Raw genomic sequence first — 19368 nt, 5'->3', positions numbered from 1 at the left:
TTAATCAATTACTGTTAAGGGTAACGCTCCTATTCCATCGAACCGGGCTTCTTCTCGTGGCCGTGCTCTTCAGTTTTCTCCTGTTTGATAGTGCTTCTTTCTTTGTAAGCAGGATTGTATTTATTCTTCAGGTTGTTGTAAGATGAACCGTCACCGATAAAGGCAATGATAAACCAAACAAACAGCAGCAAAGGAATAACGATGGTCATTACAAAGTTCCTGATTTCATGTTTCAGGTGCATAAAGTAACCTACAATGTAAAAGGCTTTCCATACCATCAGGATGATGATGATACCTTTTACCAGGTGCCTTTTAAAGCTTTCTTCAGGCCAGTGCATCATGATAAAGCCCAGTGCCAGTTCAATGATGGTTAAAACGGTCAGGTACAGGGTAATGCGCCAAACCTCTTTCTTGGCTTCACGTGCATGATCTGCATTAGGCTGAAGGCTTTCGTATGTATGTTCCATGTAATAAATTCTTTAATAGGTTGTGTAATGCTGTTAACAGGGCGGTGATGATTAAATAAGGTAGAAACAGGTGAATACGAATACCCAAACCAGGTCTACAAAGTGCCAGTACAAACCGGCTTTTTCAATCATCAGGTAATGACCTCTTTTTTCGAATGTATCGGTCAGCGTCATGATCAGCATAATAATATTGATTACCACACCGGAAAATACGTGGAAGCCGTGGAAACCTGTAATGGTAAAAAAGAAGTTGGTGAAGTTGGTAGTAGCTACCGTACCATCAGCATTAGGGAAAGGATTGTGACCCCACCATGCACCTTCGTGAAACAGGTGTGTCCATTCCCATGCCTGGCAGCTTAAGAAAGCCAAACCACCGATGATGGTAAAAATGAGGTTGGTAACAACACCTTTTTTGTCCATGTTATGACCGGCATGTACAGCCAGTACCATGGTAACCGAACTGATGATCAGGATAAAGGTCATCAAACTCACGAACAGCAGCGGGTAACCTGCACCAAGACCAGGGAATGACTGGAATACTTCGTTGGGGTCAGGCCATCCGTTGGTGGCAAAACGGGTTGTACCGTAGGCAATCAGGAACGCGCCAAAAGTGAATGCGTCACTCATCAAGAAATACCACATCATCACTTTTCCGTACTCCAAGTTAAAGGGACTTTTCCCGCCGGCCCACCATTTGGTTGATCCTGTTGATACTGTTGTTGTTGCCATGTTGTTCAAGAAATTTCGTTCGCAAATTTATTGGGTGATGTTGAAAAAGCGTGAATAAATCAGCTTTTTTTCTGTCTCTTATCCTATCCAGTTAAAAAATATAAATAAGTAAATCCAAAGTATATCTACAAAGTGCCAGTACGTTGCAACCACCTCTACAGGGGTAGCTGCGTAACTGCGGGTGCGTACCCTGAAAGCCCTTGCAAAACTCACTATCAAAGCTACCACGCCACCCAGTACGTGTAACACGTGCAGGCCGGTAATAATACCCAGAAAGGAAGCCGAAGGGTTACTGCCAATACCAAACAACTGAACGCCGTTTTTGTGCAGTGCACTGAACCCTATAAACTGCAGCCCTGCAAACAGCAAACCCAGGCCGGCTGTAAGGGTAATAAGTTTACGGTAACGGGCCATTTCCTTTGCCTTGAATGCTTTTACCGCCAGGTGCATGGTAACACTGCTGATAATGATTACCGCAGTGGAATACCAGAACACAGCAGGCAAACCAAACTCAAGCCAGTTGCTCTGGTTGCGTTTAACAATATAGGCACTGGTTAACCCGGCAAACATCATTACGATGCTTCCCATGGCAACCCACAGGGTAAATTTGTGGGGATGTATGCGCTTTCTTTCTGTACTCACCGTATTCTCCATATACATCGTTATCAAAATTTGTTTTCGCTTGTAAATGCCTGTTATACCAGGTGTATTTTATCGGCCAGCAATGCAAGAAATACAATCGGCAGGTATATATAACTGCTGAACATGACCCTGCGTGCCGCCTTTACATCCATCTCTTTGTACAATCGAACACACTGTACCACCATAAACAGGTTGGCTGCCACCACAATCCACAGGCTTACCATACCGGTTAAACCAAAATAGTAAGGCAGCATGCCTACCGGTATCATCAGTACGGCATACATAACGGCCTGCAGCGCGGTAAACCTTGTGGGCCCTTTATCAGAGGGCAGTAATTTAAAACCAACGCGGCTGTAGTCGTTATGCGCTACCCAGGCAATGGCCCAGAAATGGGGGAACTGCCATAAAAACTGTATCCCGAAAAGTGCCCATCCGCCTGCGCCGAAATCGTTGTTGCCTGCTACCCAGCCTATCAGGCAGGGCAGTGCACCGGGAAAGGCGCCTACCAGCACAGCGATGGAACTTACCTTTTTTAAAGGCGTGTAAATAAACGCGTACAAAAACAGACTGAATGCCGATACCAGGGCTGATGAAAAATTAAAAAAGTACCACATCATCAGCACACCGGCAACACCTGCCAGCAATGCAAAAGTGTAGGCTTCCTGCTGCGACATTCTGCCGCTGGCCACCGGCCTGCTGCCCGTGCGCTTCATTTGCGCATCGGTGTCTTTTTCCACTGCCTGGTTAATGGCATTGGCACTGCCTGTTACCAGGAGGCCTGCAATAAACAACAGCACAATCATCTTTACATCGTACACCACTACCTTGGGTGCCAGCAGGTAACAGATAACACAGGAAAACACTACCGTAAAACTCAGCGTAAATTTCACCAGCTGCTGGTAATCTTTCAGTTTCTGCACCCATGAGGCCCGTGAGCGGGTTATATCTGCGTTTGCCGTCATTAAATTACTTTGCGCCACAATATTCGTTCTAAAAATGATGCCCTGATTTCTCAGGGCATCAGGCTTTTACCCTGCCGGTTGCCCGCCAGGTAACAAATTCAATATATTATTAGTGGTGGCTCTCATTGTCGCCAACCGGTGTGGTTTGCGGAATGAAATCCTGGCCATCTTTACCGTAATCATATGCCCAACGGTGAACTTCAGGAATTTCGCCGGGCCAGTTGCCGTGACCGGGCCTGATTGGTGTAGTCCACTCGAGTGTATTGGAACCCCATGGGTTCAGGGTAGTTACTTTTCTTCCTTTGAAAATAGAGTAGAAGAAGTTGAACAGGAACAGGAGCTGCACACAGAACACGATGATTACCACGGTGCTGATAAACCTGTTCAGTTCCAGGAATTGTTTAAAGCTTTCCCAGTTGCCGTAATCGTAGTAGCGGCGTGGCATACCGGCCAAACCTTCGTAGTGCATAGGCCAGAAAATGAGGTAAGCACCAATGAGGGTTAACCAGAAGTGTGTGTATGCCAGTGTGTGGTTCATGTAACGGCCATACATTTTAGGGAACCAGTGGTAAACACCGGCAAACATACCGAACATAGAGGCCACACCCATTACAATATGGAAGTGGGCAATTACGAAATAAGTATCGTGCAGGTGAATATCCAGTGCAGAGTTACCCAGCCAGATACCGGTTAAACCACCGGAGATGAACAGGCTTACGAAACCGATAGCGAACAGCATACCGGGCGTAAAGCGGATATTACCTCTCCACAGGGTTGTTAACCAGTTAAATACCTTGATGGCGCTTGGCACCGCAATCAGCAGGGTCATCAATACGAAGATGGAACCCAGGAACGGATTGAGGCCCGTGACAAACATATGGTGCGCCCATACCAGGAAGCCGAGTACAACAATCGCAAACAGTGAACCAACCATGGCCATGTAACCGAAGATGGGTTTGCGTGCGTTGGTAGAAATAATTTCAGAAGCCATACCCATGGCCGGTAACAGGATGATGTATACCTCTGGGTGACCCAGGAACCAGAACAAGTGCTGGTACAGGATGGCGCTACCGCCTTCATTTGGCAACGCACCTACGCTGGCAATAAAGATATCAGACAGGTAGAAGCTGGTACCGAAGTTACGGTCGAATATCAGCAGGATGAAACCGGAGAATAATACAGGGAATGACAATACACCCAGTACGGCAGTAAAGAACAGCGCCCAGATAGTCAGCGGCAGGCGTGTCATGCTCATACCCTTGGTACGCATGTTTAAGATAGTAGCGATATAGTTCAAACCTGCCAGCAGCTGCGACACTACGAACAGTGCCATGGCAACCAGCCACAGATCCATACCCGTTTTAGAACCGTCCGACGCATCACCCAAAGCACTCAGTGGAGGGTAGGCAGTCCAGCCACCGCTAAACGGACCGGTTTCCACAAACAGGGAAGACAGCATTACTACGCTCGCCATAAAGAAGAACCAGTAGCTGAGCATATTCATTAAAGGAGACGCCATATCGCGGGCACCAACCTGCAACGGAATAAGGAAGTTAGAGAAGGTACCGCTCAAACCAGCCGTTAACACGAAGAATACCAGTACGGTACCGTGCGTGGTAACCAGGGCATAATAAGCTTCGGCAGAGATATGACCACCTTTCGCCCATTTGCCAAGAATATCTTCCAACCAGGGAAAAGAAGAATCAGGATAGCCCAGCTGTAAACGAAACAATACAGACATTAAACCACCCAGAATAGCCCAAACCATACCGGTAATCAGGAATTGTTTGCCGATCATTTTATGATCCTGGCTAAATACATACTTGGTGATAAATGTTTCATGATGGTGGCCATGACCATGATCCGCATGTGCATCATGCGAGTGGCCGACCCCAACGTTTCCGTGCAAAACAGCTTCGTTACTCATATCAAACTCTTTATTAGAACTAAGTGTTGTTTATCGATTGTATAAAGGTGGTCTTGCCTTTATATTATATTTTAGTTTTATCCGTTGCCGCAGCGCCTGTGGCTTTAGCAGTTTTTGCACTGTCAGCAGCAGGGGCTGCCGCAGCTGCAGGTTTTGCTTCTGCAGGAGGGAATGCACTGAGGTAAGAAGGCTTTTGTTTAGCCAGCCACAGGTCATACTCTTCCTGTGTAACCACTTCCACCACACCTTTCATAGAGTAGTGACCGTTACCACACATCTGGTCGCAGCTGATTTCGTACTGGAAATCAGGATTGCCAGTTCTCTCCTTCATTTCTTTGGTAGTGAATTTGGGAGTAAACCACATAGTGGTAGGTGTACCTGGCACCGCATCCATTTTCATACGGAATTCGGGTAAGCCTACGTCATGAATTACGTCGCGCGAGTTGATGATAAACTGTACAGGGCGGTTTTTAACCACGTATACGGTTTGCTCGGTTACAATATCATCGTGCGTTGCAGGATCGTCTTTCAGCTTCAGACCTGCATTGTCCTGCCAGATCAAACCCAGGGGGTTGCTGGCCGCGTCGATAACGCGGAAATATTTTTTACCAAAGTTGTTGTCGTGACCGGGGTAGCGGAAAATCCAGCCGAACTGCTTGCCGGTAACCTCAATGTGCAGCGCATTCTGCGGTGCTTCGCTGGTGAAGAAGAACCAGTTACGCAAACCAATTACTACCAGGATGGTAAGGGTAATGGCAGGAACTACGGTCCAGATCAGCTCCATGGTGTTATTGTGCGGAAAATAAAACGCTTTGCGTTTGGGGTTTTCCTGGAATTTATAGGCAAAAGCGAACAGTGCTATCTGCGTAAGGAAAAACACAACACCGGTAATAATCAGGGTAACCCACAGCATGGAATCAACTCTTTCACCCTGGATGCTGCTAGCCTCACGAGCCAGTAATGTTTTATGAAACAACAGTTTATTGCACCAGTACACACCAATCAAACCGAGCACAAGAAACGCAATCATAAAAAAACCATTGAGCTTGTTGGCCTGTGCACGCGACTTTTCTTCTCCTTTCAGCACCGATACATATTCACTGGCTTTAGCAATCTGGAAGATTACCAGAAAGACCAGTACGATCACTGCGATGGTAAAAAACATTGACATAACGCTATCAGTAATTTTCTAATTCTTGAAATAAAACACTTTTTCCAAACTGCCGGCCAAACCGGCTGCTAACGAACTCCTTATGTATGGTGAATGATACTTTCTTTGAGAAATGGGTGGTATTTCGGCATCAAAGGCTTTTTGGCCAGAGCTTTTGCCACGAAGAAAATCATCAGTCCCACAAATAAAGCAGCTATTCCGAAATCGAGCCAGCCGAGAGTTACTTCTTCTTTAGAGATGCTGCCCATTACCATCTGGTAAAAATCAACCCAGTGGCCGAATATAATGAGCACCGACATAAAGGTAATGAGCGTATAGTTCCTTTTCGCGCCTCTTTTCATCAAAATTAAGATGGGGCAAACGAAATTGAGAATAATGTTTAAGAAAAACAGGCCTCTGTATGGTCCCTGAACACGGTGTTTGAAGTAAATGGTTTCTTCAGGAATGTTCGCATACCAGATGAGCATGTACTGTGAAAACCACAGGTATGTCCAGAAAATAGAGAATGCAAACATGAATTTACCAATATCGTGCAGGTGCTCTTCGTTGGCATATTCCAGGTAACCTTTGTTTTTGAGATAAACTACCCACAGGGCAATCAGCGACATACCAGATACAAATGAGCTAGCAAAAGTGTACCAGCTGTACATGGTGCTGTACCAATGTGCATCAATGCTCATCATCCACAACCAGGGAACAGTAGAACCTACGGTTAAGGCAAACCATACGATAAACAGCGCGGCAGAAACGGTGTTTCTCCAGATAAAGCTCTGACCCGCTTCACCATTCATGGTGATGGCGTCATCAGCTTCGCTGCTGAGTTTACGGATGCGGGCGCCGAGTACGCTCCACAGGCCAATGGTGAGTACAGACCAGGTAATATAGAACGTGGGATTCAGGAAGCCCAGTTTGCCTTTCAGCACCGGATCTGATTTTGCCTCTTCACTTAACCAATGGTAAATATGATGATTGTGGCTGCCAATGATATACAACAGTATAACGAAAGTGATTGAACCAAAAATCGGCACCATGGTAGAAATGGCTTCGGGTATACGGCGGAATACAACCTGCCAGCCGCCCATAGCCAGTGTTGTGGCGCAGATGAAGAACATGGAGGCGTTGCATATCAGCGTGAAGAAGATACTGTTGTACATCAGGGTACCTATAAACACGTTGTGGTCATGCTCATTGCCGCCGATTCCTTTGGTTACCAAACCCAGGATAAAGGCCAGCACGCCTACACCGATGAGGGCGTAAGACCATGTTTTCAATTTTCCGGGTATCTCAAATTGCTCTCTGATAGATGCCATTGTAATCTCTTTTATCTCAGGTTAAGTGATTATTACTTTCTAACGCTATTTCTTCGCTGTAGCACTGCTGTCAGCTGCTGCTGCCGGCGCGCTTGGAGCTTTTCCAGCCGATTGTTTTGACTTGATATAATGTATTACCGCCCAGCGCTGTTTGCGAGACAGCTGTGAAGCGTAACTACCCATCAGGTTTTTACCATAGGTAACAGAGTAAAACATTTGTCCGTCAGGCATTGCTTCGTATTTCGCGTCGCCTACCAGTGTAGCAGGTTTTGCGGGGAACGGGCCTTTGCCGTCTTTATACAGCGGGCCATTGCCATCCAGTTTGGCGCCGTGGCAAATACCACAGTTCACCAGGTACAGGCGTTCTGCTTCTGCTGTTTCTTTTGCATTCAGCGAAGTAACCGGGTTGGCTACCTGTTTGGAGGCAACGTAGTTGGCAGTATCACCGGGAAGATCTTTTGTTAACAGGAAAGGCATTTCCTCGCCACGGGCAATAGTGCCTGCAACGGGTTTATTGTTATAAAAAATACCTTTCTTTTCCAGTATGCTGTGATCAGCATAAGTTTCGTATGCACGGCTGTCGCCCATATCTGGCATGTAAACAGTACCTGGCTTGCGTTTCAGGCCGTCGCCACAGCTTACCAGGGCAATGCCTGCAGCAAAAACAGCTATGATTATTGATATCTTTTTCATTTGCAATTCTTGGTTCAATTCTTATTAAGCAACTACCTGTGTGTCTCTGATCAGCTGATCTTCTTTACCGTACAAACCTAACCACCATCCGGGTTCAGCATTCTGTACGTTTACTTCCACCGCACCATTGGTACGCAGGAAAGCCTGGAGATCATCGGAATTTGTTTTCTCTGTGCACTCAATTACCATCACAAACAGATCGTCTGTTGCACGCTCGTGGAAGTGATGCTTTTTAATGAACGGAGACAGCTGGCACAGGTAGCAGAAAGTAAGCACCATGCCCACCGCTGCAAACAATACCGTTAACTCGAAAGTAATGGGAATCCAGGCCGGCAAATCAAAGTGGGGTTTACCACCGATGTTTACAGGCCAGTCTTTGGTAAACACCCAGCCAATACCGCTTAAGGCAGTAGTGGTACCGGTAATACCATAGATAAAACCTGCTGTATGCAAACTGGTTTCACGCAAACCCATTGCATGGTCGAGACCATGTACCGGGAATGGCGTATATATATCATGTATCTTGTAGCCAGCAGTACGAACTTTTTTTACTGCGGGAAACAAAACTGCTTCGTCATCAAAGCAACCTACTACGAATTTCTTTTTTGCCATATACTACCCCTTGTGATTCCCTTTACAGGAAGTTTAGTGAGTACAATTATTTTAATCAATCAGTTATATTCAATGCCTTTCTGCAGGCCGTATGCTAGTGGGCATGTGCGTATTCGTGCGCAAATGTTTCCGGTTGCATTTCTTCTTCCTTGCCAACGGTTTCCTTGAAGTTTTCGCCGCTGGTTTTCAGTACAGCCTTGATCTCGGCGATAGCGATAACAGGGAAATATTTCGCGAAAAGGAAGAAGCAGGTAAAGAACAAACCGAATGTACCCAGGTAGAAGCCCATTTCCCAGATAGTGGGGCTGTAGTAAGGGCTCCAGCTCGAAGGCAGGTAATCGCGGTACAGTGAAGTAACGATGATTACAAAACGTTCGAACCACATACCGATGTTTACAATGATACTCATGAAGAAGGTTACATAAATGTTCCTTCTCAGCTTGCGGAACCAGAAAATCTGCGGGCTGATTACGTTACAGGCCATCATACCCCAGTAGCTCCAGCCATAAGGGCTGAACAGGTTGGCGCGGCTGTACCAGAATGTGTACCCCTCAAATTTGTTCTGGCTGTACCAGCCCATGAACAGCTCGGTTAAGTAAGCCACACCTACAATTGAACCGGTTAATACGATAACCTTGTTCATTGCTTCAATGTGACCCATGGTAATATAATCTTCCAGTAAAAACACTTTACGCAGCATCAGCATCAGTGTTTGTACCATTGCGAAGCCGGAGAATACCGCACCCGCAACGAAGTAAGGAGGGAAGATGGTGGTGTGCCAGCCCGGGATAACCGATGTGGCAAAGTCAAACGATACAATGGTGTGTACAGAAAGTACCAGTGGGGTACTTAAACCTGCCAGTACCAGTGACAATGATTCGTGACGCTGCCAGTGTTTGGTAGAACCTGTCCAGCCAAACGCTGCAACACCATATAACATTTTGCGCAGTTTGGTTTTAGCCCTGTCGCGCACTGTTGCAAAGTCGGGCAGCAAACCGCTGTACCAGAATAATAAAGAAACGGTCAGGTAAGTAGAGATCGCGAATACGTCCCACAGCAGCGGAGAGTTAAAGTTAGGCCATAACGGACCGCGGGTGTTGGGGTAAGGCAGTACAAAGAAGGCCATCCATACACGGCCCATGTGGAATACAGGGAACTGGCCTGCGCACATTACCGCGAAAATCGTCATCGCTTCTGCTGCACGGTTTACACCTGTTCTCCATCCCTGGCGGAACAGCAACAGGATCGCTGAGATCAGTGTACCTGCGTGACCAATACCTACCCACCATACGAAGTTGGTGATATCCCAACCCCATCCAATGGTTTTATTCAGGTTCCACTGGCCAATACCATACGTAACCTCCCTGTAAACGCAATACACACCGAAACATAAAAATGTAATCGCGATAAAAAAGCCAACATACCACAGTTTGGTAGGCTTAACTTCTATAGGGCGACAAATGTCTTCTGACACCTGGTGATAATCCTTATTACCACTAACCAATGGTTCCCTTAGCTGTGATTCGTATTTCAAATGCATCTGGTATGGTTTATCCGGCTTACCCGGTTATTATCTTTTAATGAGAATAACTTCTATCTTCTGTTTAAACAAGGCAACTAAGCTTCTTTCTTCGTTTCTGCTTTTGCACCTTTCTCAGCTTTTTCTTCCATTTCGTCCTGGTTACGCACTTTTGCCAGATAGGTTACATTCGGCAGTGTGTGAATTTCTTCCAGTGTGCGGTACAACCTGTAGTGGTTTTCAGCCCTGGTAACGCTAACAGCACTCTTCGTGTCGTTGATGTTACCGAATACGATGGCGTTGGTAGAACAAGCCTGCTGACAAGCTGTTTTAACATCCCACTCATTGTTTTCACCGCTTTTCAGAGGACGGCCTTCTTTTTTGGCAGTCAGTTTGCCTTCCTGTGTACGCTGTACGCAGAAGCTGCATTTTTCCATTACACCGCGTGAACGAACGGTAACATCAGGGTTCAGTACCATCCTGGTGAGTTCATCGTTCATCATCAGCACAACGTCAGACAGTTCGTCCTGGTTGTTAGGGAAGCTATCAGCACCCATAAAGTCAGCCCAGTTAAAGCGGCGTACTTTATAAGGACAGTTGTTGGCGCAATACCTGGTACCAACGCAACGGTTGTAAGCCATCATGTTCATGCCTTCGCTGCTGTGCGGGGTTGCATCAACCGGGCAAACGTTCTCACAAGGAGCGTTATCACAATGCTGACACATCATTGGCTGGAATACTACGTTCGGGTTTTCCATATCGCCGCTGTAGTAGCGGTCAATACGCAGCCAGTGCATATCGTGGAAACGGGCAACTTCCGCTTTACCAACAACAGGAACGTTGTTTTCGGCATGACAGGCTACCACGCAGGCACCGCAACCGAAACAGCTGTTCATATCTATGCTCATACCCCAGTGAATACCGGGTTTATCGTGGTAGGTATAGATAGTACCTTTTTTCTCAAAATCGGCCACGCCACCAAAAGGTTTCAGTTCTTCCTCTCTTTCTTCGAGAATTACTGAAGGGTGTTTCTGGTATTCAGACAGCGGCATTTCTTTGATCACCTCTGTACGCACACCCTGTGGTGTAGCGTATACACCGTGTGTCTGCGTCATGGCAATCCTATATGTTTCGCCTTTTACTTCTGCCACGGTTACATCAGTCACGGTGTTTACCACGCTGGCGCCATTGTAAGAAGTGAAAGGGAAGGCATCTTTACCGGAACCAACTACAGCTTTACCCATTTTCTCGGTACGGCCGTAACCGATAGCGATGGCGATGGTATCGGGCTGTGTACCGGGGATAATAACTGCAGGCAGGGTAATTTCTTTACCGTTTGCAGTGATTTTGATCACCGGTTTGTCGGGGTGTACTTCGTAAGAATCGGAATCACCGTTGCGGGCGAGATCGATGCCGAGTAATGATTTGGCCAGTGCAGGAGAGATAACAGCGTAGTTATCCCAGGTAGCCCTGGTAACAGGATCGGGTAATTCCTGCAGCCATGGGTTGGCGGCACCATTTACGCCGATACCGGTTTTTTCATATATCACCAGTTCGTACTTGCCTTTGCGTACAGCACTGCCCAGGGCAGCACTTGCAGCAGCAACACCGGCAGCGTTAAACGTTGCAGCAGTGGCGGCAGGTTCGGTAGCAGGGTTAACCACGCCATCCTGTAAAGCTTTGTCCCAGGCGCTTTCGCTGCCCAGTTTGCCAATCCAGTATTGTTTTACAAAGCCTAGGTAATCGGCGGTAGCACCAGCCCATTTCAACAGGCTGTCTTGCCACTGGCGTGTTTTAAATAAAGGAGAAATAGTCGGCTGCATCAGGGAGATGTAACCGCTTTTAGGTTCTGCATCACCCCAGCTTTCGAGGAAGTGGTGATCAGGTATAACGTACTTAACCAATTGCGTGGTTTCATCAGCCTTGGGGTTGAATGAAACTTTCACGCGTACTTTTTGCAAACCAGAAATAAATTTCTTTGTATCGTACCAGGTATAAGCCGGGTTAGCACCGTAAATAAGCAAACCGCCTACTGTACCGGCGTTCAGGTCGTCTACCAGTTTGGCAAAGTCGCTGTCAACACCCTGGCGGTAGTTTACTGTTGAAGACCAGTCGATGGTTTTACCACCGCTCTGGAGTACTTCGTTAATTGCGTTTACAACAATCTGCACATTCACATCGTTGCTGCCGCTTACTACCAGGGCTGCGCCTTTGTTGGCCAGCAAATCCCTGGCAGCTTTTTCGATGCCGGCTTTCAGTTTGGCATCGGTAATACCATTTGCACCCTGACCGTTTACCGCGCTCAGCAAGGCCAGTGTAACGGCATTTGCTTCAGACGGGCGGTGCAGGAATCTTTCGTCGCTGTTAGAACCGGTAAGGCTCATCATGCTTTCAAACTGGTAGTGTTTGTTCATGTCGAGCTTCTTGTCGGTCAGTTTTCTGCCTTTAACGTATTGCAGCGAGTATTCGTTGGAACCGCCCAGCCAGGTACCGAGGAAGTCGGCGCCAAGGCTAACGATCACTTTCGCATTGTCAAAACGGTAGTTGGGGATGGCGCGTTTGCCGTAAGTGGCTTCGTTTGCCAGCAGGATGCCTGTTGCAGAAACCGCATCGTATACTACGTGACGGCTGCCCGGGTATTTAGCCAGGAACTGTGCAATGGCTTCTTTTGTTGTTGGAGAGGTAACAGTGCTGGTTAATAGTACAACCGGTGCACCGCCTAAGCCAGCGAGGTCAGAACCGATGGCTTTGTCAATATCGTTGAAAGTAGCTTCTTTACCGTCGATAGTAGGGAAGCGTAAACGTGCCGTATCGTATAATTCAAGTACAGAAGCCTGAACCCTGGCAGAAGTACCGCCGCCTGTGAGCGGAGACATTTCGTTGCCTTCCAGTTTAATGGGGCGGCCATCACGTACTTTGGCAAGTACGCTTACCACATCACCATCCTGTACATAAGTAGTAGCGTAGTAGTTTGCAACACCCGGAACAATGTCTTCAGGTTTGTTGGCAAACGGTATAGCTTTTTTTACAGGGATCTCACAACTTGCAGCTACAGCAGCAGCGGCAGTGCTGAAACCCAGATATTTTAAGAAATCCCTTCTGGGTGTAACACCCTTAAACAAACCCTTGCTGTCTTCGAAGGGAATGTTCAGTTCTTCCTGGAACTCGTCCTTACTCGACTGTTGATATGCCTCTGAATTATTCAGCTCACCAAAACTTTGCCAGTACTTTTTCTGCTCCATTATATCGGTTTGAGGAATTTGAAAATTTGGAATCTGAAAACCTGATAATCTGCTACGCTATTTCCTTTCTGTTACAGGTTTTCATTTAGCCTGTTATATTATTAATAGTGACATTTCTGACATTCAGTACCACCAATCTGCTCTACAGTAATGCCTGATTTTTCTTTAGACAACTGCCTGCCGTTCGCTTTCGCTTCAGCGCTGTCGCGTTTCAGCTGGTCGTGGAACTTGGTGTAAATGCTGTAGAAATCGTTTTCTTTAAACTGTACCTGTGTAGTGCGGTGACAGTTGATACACCAGCCCATGCTCAATGGTGCAAACTGTTTTACTTCATCCATTTTAGGAATATCACCGTGACAGGTCTGGCATTGTTGTTTACCGGCCACTACGTGCTGTGAGTGGTTAAAGTAAACGTGGTCTGGCAGGTTGTGAATGCGTGTCCACTCAATGGGTTTGGCTTTGCTGGCATCCCATGGTTTGCCTGGTTCAAAACCTGCATATTTGTACAGTTTCTGAATTTCAGCAGTACCGTTTACTTCTTCGCCTTCGCCATTGTAAATTTTCGGGCCTTTGTATTCGTTGATGGCCATGTGACAGTTCATACAAATATTCACAGAAGGAATAGTTGCCTGTTTGCCGTATTGTGCGCCGGTGTGGCAGTATAAACAGTTAATCTGGTTTACGCCTGCGTGCACTTTGTGTGAGTAGAAGATAGGTTGCTCAGGCTCGTAGTTCTGGGAACGGCCTAATCCGATAGCGCCTTTGGTAATAAGTATACCACCAATGAGGAACAATACTACAGCGAGTAAAGCGATGTAAGATTTGTTTCTCCAGAAGGGAACCGGTTCGTGAGAAGGAATACCGTCTTTATCGTCAGACAGTTTTTTAAGATTGCTGTTTACCTGTAACAGTACAAAAGCAATAATGGCCAGTACCAGGGTAAGGATGCCAAACAGCAGCGTGTTATCGCCTTCTGCATTTTTAGCATCGGCAGGCGTACCACCGGCAGGTGTAGCATTTGCTTCAGCGGCAGCGGTTTTGATGTAAGCGAGAATCGCGTCTATTTCCTTATCGGTAATAGCGGGAAACAGGTTCATCTGTGTTTTGTTAAACTGGTTGTACAGGTTAACAGCATACGGATAACCACTTTTAATTACTTCCTGGTTGTTGCGTATCCAGTGGTGTAATATGGCTTTGTCGGGCCAGCGATCTTCAACACCGGCCAGTGCGGGACCTGTCAATTGCTTGTTAACAGCATGGCACGAAGCACAGTTTTGCGAGAACAATGCCTTACCATCCTGTGCCAAGGCACTATTTCCTAACTGCAATACAATAGCCAGTACAAAACCAAATATCAGCTTTCCGGCAAAACTCTTTAGGTGGATCATATTCACAATTCTGTTGTGTAGATGTGGAAAAATATCCATGAACGGCTGCAAAAATATGACACGATATTGACAAAAAACCAACGTCTTTAAAATTTTTTTAACCAAGTACAGTCTGCGTTTTAGCCGATTATGTCAAATCGACATTACTTTATGGCATGCGTACCTGCACAAAAATGAATGCTTATAAATGTTTCAGTATAAACCATATGTTCTATACTTACAGTTTGCATAGGCCGCGTTACATATATTATAGTGTGAGGTGTAACCGCCGTTTGTACAGGATTATCAGTTGCTAAATACCCGTGCCAGAAATTTCAAAACAGGTTGTGTCAGGTAAAGTTTAATTGCACAGAAATATAAAAAAGCATCATTTGTTGGGTAGCTTTTAGCCTATAGCTTATAGCAGATAGCTTGTTCTGCTACGCCGCCTGCGGCGGCAGTACCGGCTCAAAAACTTCGCCCCGCTCCACCGGGCTCGCTTAGATAGTCTCGATGTGTCGATTCTCGATTCTCGACCAACGCTTCCTGCTCCCGAAGCCACCCCTCGAAAAGCTCCGCGCGATTCACGATATTTGCCCCCTCATAATAATAGAAAGCATGTCAGCACAACCGGTTAAACTGGCCGTATTTGCCTCAGGCGCAGGCAGTAATGCCCGCAGATTAATAGAATATTTTGGCACAGCCGCTCATCCGCAGGGCGACAGGGGTATTGTAGTTGCACTGGTAGTAAGCAACAAACCGGAAGCAGGTGTATTACACATCGCCGCCGACAACCAGGTTCCCACGCTGATTATTGAGAAAGAAGCTTTCTTCCGCGGCGATGCCTATGTACCTGCACTTAAAGCTGCGGGTATCGATTATATTATTCTCGCCGGCTTTCTCTGGAAAGTGCCTTCCCTGCTTATACAGGCCTATCCGCAGAAAATGGTGAACATTCACCCGGCCCTGCTGCCTGCCTATGGCGGCAAAGGCATGTATGGCAATTTTGTACATGAAGCGGTAATTGCCGCCAAAGAAAACAAAAGCGGCATCACTATCCATTTTGTGGATGAACAGTACGACCACGGCGCTTCCATTTTCCAGGCTACCTGCCCGGTTTTACCCAACGATACGCCTGCAACCCTGGCGCAACGCATTCACGAACTGGAGCATGCCAACTATGCACCGGTTATTGAACAGCTGCTCAGGAAAAAATAACCGGCACAATTTGCTTTAGCAGCAAAACAGCCGGTATCGGTAAGTCACCGACGTTTAATTAAATCACTGTTACTCTTCGGCTTTTTCTCTGTAAGGTGCCTCTATCATCTAATTTTAAACTTCAAACCTTAAACCATCATACAATACTAATGAGCTACCCTAAACAACATGGATTGGTAAGTACATGGCTGTGTGTAACATATCGTTCTTTTTTGCTAGGTTTGACGTATGGCCGGCTCCAAAATTGACGAATGGGTAATGCAGTACAGCGATATGCTGCTTCGCTATGCGTTGCCAAGGGTACACGACAGGGAAATTGCGAAAGACCTGGTACAGGAAACTTTTGTAGCTGCCTGGCGCAATATTGACCATTTCCGCGGCGAAATTTCAGAGAAGAACTGGCTTTACACCATTCTTAAAAACAAGATCATCGACCATTTCCGCAAGGCTGCCAACCGCCTCACCGACAGTTTGCCCGAAATAGGTGAAGAAACCGCCTTTCGCAACAACGGTCACTGGAAAAGCGAGAACTACCCCGCAGCCTGGGGTATAGATTACAACCAGGGCATCGAAAGCAAGGAGTTTTACGAAGTGCTCGACCAGTGCAAAAGCAAACTGAAAGACCTGCAGAACATGGTTTTCACCATGAAATACCTGGAAGGTGCAGCGAGTGAAGAAATATGTAAGGTCTTACATATTACCCCGTCAAACTACTGGGTGCTGTTGCACAGGGCTAAAGTGCAGCTGCGCTCGTGCCTGGAAAAAAACTGGTTTTTACGCTAGTGTAGTTTTATTAATCGCAGAATGTTATGAAGTGGATTATCAGTTGCAGGGATGCATCGAAGTTTATTTTACAGGATGAAGAGAAAAAATTAACCGTTGGCGAACGCAGGCGCCTGCGCTTTCACCTCGCGTTCTGTTATATGTGCCGCCTGTTTTCCAAACAGGCAAAACTTATTACCAGGTGCGCACATGATGCGCATGAGCATTCAACCGCGGCTTTTTCGGAAGACGAAAAACAACAGCTGCTGCAAAACCTGAACAACAGCCACTAGCCTTCTGCAGGCTTCTCTTCTGTTTGCTTAACCAGGTTTTTCTGCTTCTTCAGCACTTTTACCGGCTTTGGCTCATCACCCAGCAGCAAACCCCAGGGCTTCAGGTCTTCTACATGATCGAATATTACCTTCAGTATGGCGATAATGGGCACCGCCAGGAACATACCGGGTATACCCCACAAAGTACTGCCCACAATTACACCCAATATTGTTACCAGCGCATTGATTTTTACTTTAGAGCCCACTACTTTAGGCAGCAGTATATTGCTGTCGATCAAATGCACCACCACCAGCGTAATGGCCACACCCAGCACCGTGGCTGCACCATTGGTGGTATAGGTAATTAAAATGCTCAGCATACACGCGGTAAAAATGCCGAGGTAAGGAATAATATTAAGAATGGCAGCAATTACGCCCAGCAGCAGGGCATATTTCACGCCGAGTATAAAAAAACCGGCGCAGTTCATAATGGCCACTATCACCATTTCAATCAGCAATCCCACCACATACCCTTTAATCACATGCTTGGTTTGTTGCAGCACACTGTACACAACTGCCGTATGTTTTTGCTGGAAGCTGGCTACCAGGAATTGTACAATAAGCCTGCGGTACAGCAGCAGTAAAAAGGTATAAATGGGTATCAGTACCAGGTAAATAACGGCACCCGACAAAGTAGATACCGTGAACGATACCAGTGAAGTGGTATGCGACAGGGTTTGTGAAGTAGCAGAGTGCAGCATCTCGCGCATGCTGTCTGAACTGAGGTTGAATTTTTCCCTTGCCCAGTTTTCCAGGTCCAGTATGCTCGACTGCAGCTGACTGGTTAATGCAGGCAATTCGTTTTTGAAACTCATGATCTGCGAGGAAATAAAATACAGCACCACGAACATCACAATCAGGGCAGCCAGCAGGGAGATCAGTGCAGCGATGCCTTTGGGTACCCCTTTGCGCTCCAGGTAACCGCAGGGGGCGCTGAGTATAATGGCAAACAGGCCTGCAAACGACAGCGGCACGCAAATGCCCTGTGCCATGTACAGGATCAGGAAAATAAGCACTATTGCCATTAAGCAATGGCTCAGTTTAATATAAAATGGTCTGCGCTGAACTTCCATGGCGGGATTTTGAAATGAAACTGTAATATACTGTACTGCGGCGACATACTCCGGGTTGGCGGCCACCCTGAAATGTGCACTTATACCGCTGTTGCATACCATAGCTGTTCAAAAATCCTACCGTATCTTCACAGCATGAGCGGCGACGATGTTATCAGGCAATTTGTGGCAGGTATGCAGCAAACCACCTGGCCCGAATACCTGGCTGTTTTTGCAGGTATCGCCAGCGTTGCCTTTTCGCGCGCTGAAAATATCTGGGTATTCCCCACCGGTATACTCAACACCGTGGTATATGTGTATCTCAGCTTTCACGGCGGCCTGTATGCCGAAGCCGGTTTAAACATTTACTACACGGTAATGAACATGATTGGCTGGTATATGTGGGCACAGCGAAAAACAACCGGCGAAAAAGTATTGCATATAACCCCGAGCAACCGGCGCGACTGGCTGCTGGCCTGCTCGTTTTTTGCATTAATGTGGTTATTGCTCTACACCATTTTACGCAGGTTTACCAACAGTGCCGTTCCTGCTGCCGATGCTTTTGCCTCGGCCACTGCCTACACGGCCATGCTGCTGATGAACAAAAAGAAAATTGAAAACTGGCTGTGGTGGATTATTACGAATATCGTTTCCATACCGCTGTATTTTATCAAAGGCTATGTTTTTACCAGCGTACAGTTTACCGTACTTTTAGTACTGGCCATTGCAGGCTGGGTAACCTGGTACAAAAAACAGCACCAAACCCAACCCGAACCTGTTTAACCGCATGAACAACCAGTTGAAAAAAATTGTAGTGATAGGCCCCGAATCAACCGGCAAAAGCACTTTGTGCGAACAGCTGGCACAACATTTTCAAACACTGTGGGCACCCGAGTATGCAAGGGACTACCTGCACTTGCACGGCACCGATTACAGGTATGCCGATTTGCTGCCCATTGCCAAAGGACAGCTTTCGCTCGAAGACAGGTATGCACTGATGGCTGCTGAACAATGGGAACATAAAAAAGAGAAACCTACCGTTAACCCGGTATTGTTTATCGACACGGATATGTATGTGATGAAGGTATGGGGCGAGTTTGTATTTGGCCGCTGCCACCAGTTTGTGCTGGATCATATTGTGCAGCGCAGTTACGATCTGTATCTTTTCTGCAATATCGATCTGCCCTGGATAAAAGACGAGCTGCGCGAGTACCCTGATGAACAACCACGAAAAGAGCTGTTTCATATTTACCGTGACCTGCTCATTAACCAGCACGTTCCCTGGGTAAACATTACCGGCAATTATGAAGAAAGACTGCAAAAAGGCATTGCAGCTGTTAAAGAATTTTGTTTGCACTAAAAC

General features: G+C 46.7%; 18 protein-coding genes. 5 read left to right on the top strand and 13 right to left on the bottom strand.

What is annotated here, in order from left to right; genetic code table 11:
• Window positions 1-29: 29 nt before the first annotated feature.
• The 12 genes from DXN05_RS05325 to DXN05_RS05270 all read right to left on the bottom strand — a co-directional run bounded on the left by DXN05_RS05325 (window position 30) and on the right by DXN05_RS05270 (window position 14662).
• Complete coding sequence (locus DXN05_RS05325; RefSeq protein ID WP_116846134.1) at window positions 30-467, bottom strand: cytochrome C oxidase subunit IV family protein; 438 nt, start codon at window positions 465-467, stop codon at window positions 30-32.
• A 51-nt stretch (window positions 468-518) separates the two neighbouring features.
• The gene (locus DXN05_RS05320) at window positions 519-1196 is read right to left on the bottom strand and encodes a cytochrome c oxidase subunit 3 (RefSeq protein WP_116846411.1); all 678 of its coding nucleotides are present in this window, start codon (window positions 1194-1196) and stop codon (window positions 519-521) included.
• A 78-nt stretch (window positions 1197-1274) separates the two neighbouring features.
• Window positions 1275-1850: a cytochrome c oxidase subunit 3 gene (locus DXN05_RS05315; protein ID WP_116846410.1), complete on the bottom strand. Its 576-nt coding sequence runs from the start codon at window positions 1848-1850 to the stop codon at window positions 1275-1277.
• A gap of 41 nt (window positions 1851-1891) precedes the next feature.
• Window positions 1892-2800: a heme o synthase gene (gene cyoE / locus DXN05_RS05310; RefSeq protein WP_116846133.1), complete on the bottom strand. Its 909-nt coding sequence runs from the start codon at window positions 2798-2800 to the stop codon at window positions 1892-1894.
• Window positions 2801-2909: 109 nt separating this feature from the next.
• Window positions 2910-4727 (bottom strand): cytochrome c oxidase subunit I, encoded by a 1818-nt coding sequence (locus DXN05_RS05305; RefSeq protein ID WP_116846132.1) that lies wholly within the window; start codon window positions 4725-4727, stop codon window positions 2910-2912.
• A gap of 64 nt (window positions 4728-4791) precedes the next feature.
• Window positions 4792-5898 (bottom strand): cytochrome c oxidase subunit II, encoded by a 1107-nt coding sequence (locus DXN05_RS05300; RefSeq protein ID WP_116846131.1) that lies wholly within the window; start codon window positions 5896-5898, stop codon window positions 4792-4794.
• Between the two features lie 80 nt (window positions 5899-5978).
• Window positions 5979-7208, bottom strand: a complete 1230-nt coding sequence (locus tag DXN05_RS05295; RefSeq protein ID WP_116846130.1) for a quinol:cytochrome C oxidoreductase — start codon at window positions 7206-7208, stop codon at window positions 5979-5981.
• Between the two features lie 45 nt (window positions 7209-7253).
• Window positions 7254-7901, bottom strand: a complete 648-nt coding sequence (locus DXN05_RS05290) for a c-type cytochrome (protein WP_116846129.1) — start codon at window positions 7899-7901, stop codon at window positions 7254-7256.
• 24 nt (window positions 7902-7925) lie between these two features.
• Window positions 7926-8513 carry a DUF3341 domain-containing protein gene (locus tag DXN05_RS05285; protein ID WP_116846128.1) on the bottom strand — a complete coding sequence of 196 codons (588 nt, stop codon included), beginning with the start codon at window positions 8511-8513 and terminating at the stop codon, window positions 7926-7928.
• A 94-nt stretch (window positions 8514-8607) separates the two neighbouring features.
• Window positions 8608-10053, bottom strand: a complete 1446-nt coding sequence (gene nrfD, locus DXN05_RS05280; protein ID WP_116846127.1) for an NrfD/PsrC family molybdoenzyme membrane anchor subunit — start codon at window positions 10051-10053, stop codon at window positions 8608-8610.
• 77 nt (window positions 10054-10130) lie between these two features.
• On the bottom strand, window positions 10131-13274 hold the full coding sequence (locus DXN05_RS05275) for a TAT-variant-translocated molybdopterin oxidoreductase (protein ID WP_116846126.1): 3144 nt from the start codon (window positions 13272-13274) through the stop codon (window positions 10131-10133).
• Window positions 13275-13375: 101 nt separating this feature from the next.
• Entirely contained in the window at window positions 13376-14662 is a 1287-nt protein-coding gene (locus DXN05_RS05270) for a c-type cytochrome (protein WP_116846125.1), read from the bottom strand.
• 597 nt (window positions 14663-15259) lie between these two features.
• Between DXN05_RS05270 and purN the strand changes: the two genes are divergently transcribed.
• The 3 genes from purN (at window position 15260) to DXN05_RS05255 (ending at window position 16914) form a co-directional block, all read left to right on the top strand.
• Entirely contained in the window at window positions 15260-15859 is a 600-nt protein-coding gene (gene purN / locus DXN05_RS05265) for a phosphoribosylglycinamide formyltransferase (protein ID WP_116846124.1), read from the top strand.
• A gap of 228 nt (window positions 15860-16087) precedes the next feature.
• Window positions 16088-16642 (top strand): sigma-70 family RNA polymerase sigma factor, encoded by a 555-nt coding sequence (locus DXN05_RS05260; RefSeq protein ID WP_116846123.1) that lies wholly within the window; start codon window positions 16088-16090, stop codon window positions 16640-16642.
• Between the two features lie 26 nt (window positions 16643-16668).
• On the top strand, window positions 16669-16914 hold the full coding sequence (locus DXN05_RS05255) for an anti-sigma factor family protein (protein WP_116846122.1): 246 nt from the start codon (window positions 16669-16671) through the stop codon (window positions 16912-16914).
• On the opposite strand, the gene DXN05_RS05250 is transcribed toward DXN05_RS05255, so the two are convergent.
• Window positions 16911-18026 carry an AI-2E family transporter gene (locus DXN05_RS05250; protein ID WP_211329979.1) on the bottom strand — a complete coding sequence of 372 codons (1116 nt, stop codon included), beginning with the start codon at window positions 18024-18026 and terminating at the stop codon, window positions 16911-16913. The two genes, DXN05_RS05255 and DXN05_RS05250, sit on opposite strands and share 4 nt — an antisense overlap.
• A 135-nt stretch (window positions 18027-18161) precedes the next feature.
• Here DXN05_RS05250 and pnuC point away from each other — a divergent pair, with 135 nt between their 5' ends.
• The gene (pnuC, locus tag DXN05_RS05245; protein WP_158559131.1) at window positions 18162-18788 is read left to right on the top strand and encodes a nicotinamide riboside transporter PnuC; all 627 of its coding nucleotides are present in this window, start codon (window positions 18162-18164) and stop codon (window positions 18786-18788) included.
• A gap of 4 nt (window positions 18789-18792) precedes the next feature.
• Window positions 18793-19365, top strand: a complete 573-nt coding sequence (locus DXN05_RS05240) for an AAA family ATPase (protein ID WP_116846120.1) — start codon at window positions 18793-18795, stop codon at window positions 19363-19365.
• Window positions 19366-19368: the final 3 nt, after the last annotated feature.

Origin of the sequence: Deminuibacter soli, from assembly GCF_003412455.1 — a bacterium.
GTDB classification, from domain to species: domain Bacteria; phylum Bacteroidota; class Bacteroidia; order Chitinophagales; family Chitinophagaceae; genus Deminuibacter; species Deminuibacter soli.
This window is presented reverse-complemented; position numbering and strand designations above follow the sequence as displayed.